Origin of the sequence: Exiguobacterium sp. s128 (assembly GCF_018618815.1) — a bacterium.
Classification (GTDB): domain Bacteria; phylum Bacillota; class Bacilli; order Exiguobacteriales; family Exiguobacteriaceae; genus Exiguobacterium_A; species Exiguobacterium_A antarcticum.
This window is the reverse complement of record NZ_JACSMT010000080.1, coordinates 1-4,521: the sequence shown is the minus strand read 5'-3', so window position 1 is coordinate 4,521 and position 4,521 is coordinate 1. Positions and strand designations below refer to the sequence as shown.

Sequence of the window (4,521 nt, the reverse complement as noted above, 5' to 3'; positions counted from 1 at the left end):
TGCAAAAACACCTCCGATGTTAGTACTTTTTAAAAGTGTACCACTCCGAAGGTGTTTTATATTGTCTCAAAATTTTAGGTTAGCCCACACCTTCATGCATGCGTGAAGGTGTTTTTTATTGTAAATATTTTACGATGATGGCGACACGCTCGCGCATCCCGTACCGTAATACACCGGAAAGTGGCGTTTCAGCCGGAATCGCGTCTGACCGTAGGTTCAACTGCTCCGCCTCTTTTCGTGCTCTGTACAGGTGAAAGTCTGATGTAACAATCGAAACCTGATTTTCGCTGTCCGGTAAAAGCCGTTTCGAGAACGCCAGATTTTCAGTAGTTGATGTCGATTGATCTTCAAGTAATAATCGATCCGCAGCAATGCCTGCTGCCCTCATACCTCGACGCATCGCTTCCGCCTCCGTGATCGCCTCCCCTTTTCCTTGTCCGCCACTTAAAATGAAAGTCGTTTCCGGAAACTGTTTCCCGTACCGGGCTGCTGCCTCAATTCGATACTTTAAGATCAAGGATGGTGTTTCTCCTTTGACACCGGCTCCCAGTACAATTACGTAGGGAAACTTTCCGTTTGCTAACGGTCGTTCGCCCTTTGCGACGAACAGTCCGATACTAAACCAAAAGATGACAAGCATCGTGATCATACCCAGTCCAATCTTATAAAAACGTCGTACAGTATGTTTTATTGGTTTCATAGTAATTATGTCCCTCTCAGTGATTCTCCATTTAAACGTAGGTTTTGTTACTTCTTTCATTACGTCTGCTTAAGATAAAGGTTTCACCGGTTTTTCCATATCATGCTCCTCGTCCCTGTCTTTTTCAGCGACAAAAGAGGCACACCCGATGCAAGTCGGAATGTACCTCATACTGCTTTATGTCACATCAATTTCCCCAAATTGCTGTCACGTACTCCGGATGATCAATGAATGGATTCCGGTTTTTTTGCCATTTTTCAAAGATGATGTCGTTCCGTCTGATTTCAGTCGCATCGACCGGGTCTAACTTGTTCCACGCTTTTAGCGTTGATAACTTACCATGAAGCGGGTTCGCACCGTTGCTGACGTTTTCTGATGCTTCTAAATCAATTTCACCGCCACCCTCATACCGGACTGCCATATAGAAGATCATTCGTGCGATATCTCCTTTAACACGTGTCGGAGGTTCCCATGAATCGCCGTCGCGGTAACAGTCACAACCGGCATACTTCGTTCCACCGTTATCAAAGTCAAGATTTCCCCGTGCACTGTTGACGACGACATCCTCAGCCCGGAGATGGTGCAGGTCTGTCCCTGGTCCGTTACTTGTTCCAAAATCACCGTGCGACTTTGCCCAGACGTGCTCGCGGTTCCATTGACCGACGTTCCCGCCGTTACTGCTCTTGGCAATCGATTTACCGGTATAGAGTTCGATGACGTTATTCGCATTATTTGGATCTTGATCGGTTTCTTTCAGTGCCGTCCAGACCGTATCATATGACACCTGTGTATGGTTATCGATGATATCGTGTAATGCTGCTTTTAACGTTGCTCCACTTTTTCCGGATGCCGTTAGATAATACGCATCGATTGTGGATTGTGACGTGACCTGCTGAGGTCCGGCAACGATTTGAGTTGGTGCTGTTTTAGCGATGACTGGTGTAAACGAAATTGACCCAAGTGCAAGTGCCGCGACAAGCGCCCCGCTGATTTTCGACTTCCAATTCATACTGTGTTTCCCCCTTGGTTACATATGTACGTGCTGGTCTTACCTCCTCATTTTCACACCTCCTTTCGCATCTGAGAAGCTGGACAAAAGACCTTAAAATTCACAGTGTCAAACTGAATCAGAATTCACCTTATTGTTCAAGAGTCGGAAGGTCCTGTTTTTTTTTTCATATCCAATCAATAGACTGACAATTGTTCCTGCCAAAAAATATTCTAGGTCCAAAAGTCACGAAAATAAGACATTCGCAAATAATCGAAGCGGATGATACAGCAATTGTTTTGACTTGCTATACTAAAGATGCAAACGCTTTCATAAACTTAGAGGAGGATCTTCCATGAAACAAAAACGCTTGATTGTCGCGACGCTTGCGACAGCTACTTTTTTAGCGCCACTTGTGCAACCGATTGCAGTAGGTGCAACAGCAGATAACGGGACGATGATGCAATACTTTGAATGGTACCTGCCGAATGATGGCAACCATTGGAATCGCTTGAACACGGATACGACCAAACTCGATCAGTTAGGAATCACGTCCGTCTGGATTCCACCCGCTTACAAAGGGACGACACAAAATGATGTCGGTTATGGTGCCTATGATTTGTATGATTTAGGAGAGTTCAATCAAAAAGGAACGGTCCGGACGAAATACGGAACGAAAGCCCAACTGAAAACAGCCATCAGCCAACTACATACAGCCGGCATCGATGTCTACGGGGATGTTGTCATGAATCATAAAGGCGGAGCGGATTTCACGGAAGCGGTGACAGCGGTCGAGGTCAATGGCAGCAACCGAAATCAGGAAGTGTCCGGCGATTACCAGATACAGGCCTGGACGGGCTTTGATTTTGCGGCACGAAACAATACGTATTCGAACTTTAAATGGAAATGGTATCACTTTGACGGAACGGACTGGGATCAATCCCGTTCGAAAAGTGCCATCTATAAATTCCGCGGTACCGGAAAAGCGTGGGATACGGATGTTTCGACCGAAAATGGAAATTACGATTACTTGATGTACGCCGATATCGACTTTGACCACCCGGAAGTCCAACAGGAAATGAAAAATTGGGGGAAATGGTACGTCAATGAACTTGGACTTGATGGATTCCGACTCGATGCCGTCAAACATATCAAACACGGATATCTCGCGGACTGGCTCGCAAACGTTCGTCAGACGACCGGAAAACCGTTATTTACGGTCGCTGAATACTGGCAGAACGATCTTGGTACTTTACAAAACTATTTGAGCCGGACGAACTATCAGCAATCGGTCTTCGATGCCCCGTTGCATTATAAATTCGAACAAGCGAGTAAAGGCGGCGGCTACTATGACATGCGGACGATCTTTGACGGAACGCTCGTTAAAAGTAATCCGGTCCAAGCCGTCACGCTGGTTGAAAATCATGATTCCCAGCCGGGTCAATCACTTGAGTCGACGGTGCAATCTTGGTTCAAACCACTTGCTTACGCGATGATCTTAACGCGTGAACAAGGATATCCGTCTGTCTTTTACGGAGACTATTATGGAACAAAAGGGACATCGAATCGTGAGATCCCCGCTCTTGGCTCTAAAATCGATCCACTCTTAAAAGCACGGAAAGACTTTGCCTTCGGAAAACAAAACGATTATCTCGACAATGCCGATGTCATCGGCTGGACACGTGAAGGTGTAACGGACCGGGCGAAATCAGGTCTTGCAACGATTTTATCCGATGGACCTGGTGGCAGTAAGTGGATGTATGTAGGGACACAAAACAAAGGTGAAGTCTGGACGGACATCACCGGCAACAATTCAGCTTCTGTGACGATTAATCAAGATGGTTACGGTCAATTCTTCGTCAACGGTGGTTCGGTCTCCGTCTATCGCCAACAATAAGCACAACAAAAGCCGATTTCTCAGGACCTTCACGGTGTCCTTGAAAATCGGCTTTTCGCTTTCGATCGATTATTCGGCAAGTCCGATGCTGCTTTTCACATATTCCTCCTGCTCGATTGCTTCGAGTAAAAAGTGGGCAACATCGGCCCGATTGATTTGTTTTGCTTGTTCGGGTACACCGATATCCGCTTGTCGATACAAACCCGTCAACGGACCGTTCATGAGACGTAGCGGTCGGGCGACCGTATAGGCGATGTCCGCCTGCTTCAACAGTTCAATCGCCTGCCGGTGATCCTTTAAGGGATTTTTAAGAATCTGTTGTGCAAGTAACCCTTGAGCTCCTGGCAGTTCCTGATCGACACCAGCCGAAGCGACGTAGCCGATTCGTTCGACTCCGTTCACCTTCATCGCGTTGACGATTCGCAAGAGACTCCGTTCTAAAAACCCGCTGTATGCCAGACTCTCGGTCCCAAGGGCCGTCAATACTGCCTCTTGTCCCTGCATCGCTTGATTCACTGCGTCTTGGTTAAGTACGTCTCCTTCAATTACATGCAGTTTCTCGTCCGTCAACTCAAGTTTACTTGGATTGCGGACGAATGCCGTCACCGTATGTCCGTGGGCAATTGCCTGTTTGACCAACTCCTGCCCAGTTTGTCCGGTCGCTCCGAAAATAATCAGTTTCATGAAAACTGCCTCCCTTATTCATTCTTTTACTTATGTACCCTTCCCTTTCGGTCAGTAACCGTCCAGCATTTTATCGTGAATCAGAAAATAGTTTTTTCTCGCTTTCGATTTGTGCTAAAATTCAGTTAATATTATTGGGTATTTTTCCCTTAAGTTACTTTACTTGGCTCATCACCATAACACGTGGTTGCTATTTTAACGACCAAGCTCAAGGCGCAATCTCAAAAAGAATCGTTCGAGGTTTCGGTAGCC

At 46.4% G+C, this 4,521-nt stretch carries 4 protein-coding genes; 1 reads left to right on the top strand and 3 read right to left on the bottom strand.

The features are described from left to right. Positions 1-115: 115 nt before the first annotated feature. Together KNQ13_RS15535 and KNQ13_RS15530 are read right to left on the bottom strand one after the other, a co-directional pair. The gene (locus tag KNQ13_RS15535) at positions 116-700 is read right to left on the bottom strand and encodes a YdcF family protein (RefSeq protein ID WP_034774557.1); all 585 of its coding nucleotides are present in this window, start codon (positions 698-700) and stop codon (positions 116-118) included. 187 nt (positions 701-887) lie between these two features. After that, positions 888-1,709 carry an endonuclease I family protein gene (locus KNQ13_RS15530; RefSeq protein ID WP_026831096.1) on the bottom strand — a complete coding sequence of 274 codons (822 nt, stop codon included), beginning with the start codon at positions 1,707-1,709 and terminating at the stop codon, positions 888-890. A gap of 334 nt (positions 1,710-2,043) precedes the next feature. Here KNQ13_RS15530 and amyS point away from each other — a divergent pair, with 334 nt between their 5' ends. Then, positions 2,044-3,585 (top strand): alpha-amylase, encoded by a 1,542-nt coding sequence (gene amyS / locus KNQ13_RS15525; protein WP_026831095.1) that lies wholly within the window; start codon positions 2,044-2,046, stop codon positions 3,583-3,585. 69 nt (positions 3,586-3,654) lie between these two features. Here the strand turns inward: amyS and KNQ13_RS15520 are convergent, their stop codons facing one another. Next, the gene (locus tag KNQ13_RS15520; protein WP_026831094.1) at positions 3,655-4,269 is read right to left on the bottom strand and encodes an NAD(P)-dependent oxidoreductase; all 615 of its coding nucleotides are present in this window, start codon (positions 4,267-4,269) and stop codon (positions 3,655-3,657) included. Positions 4,270-4,521 lie beyond the last annotated feature (252 nt).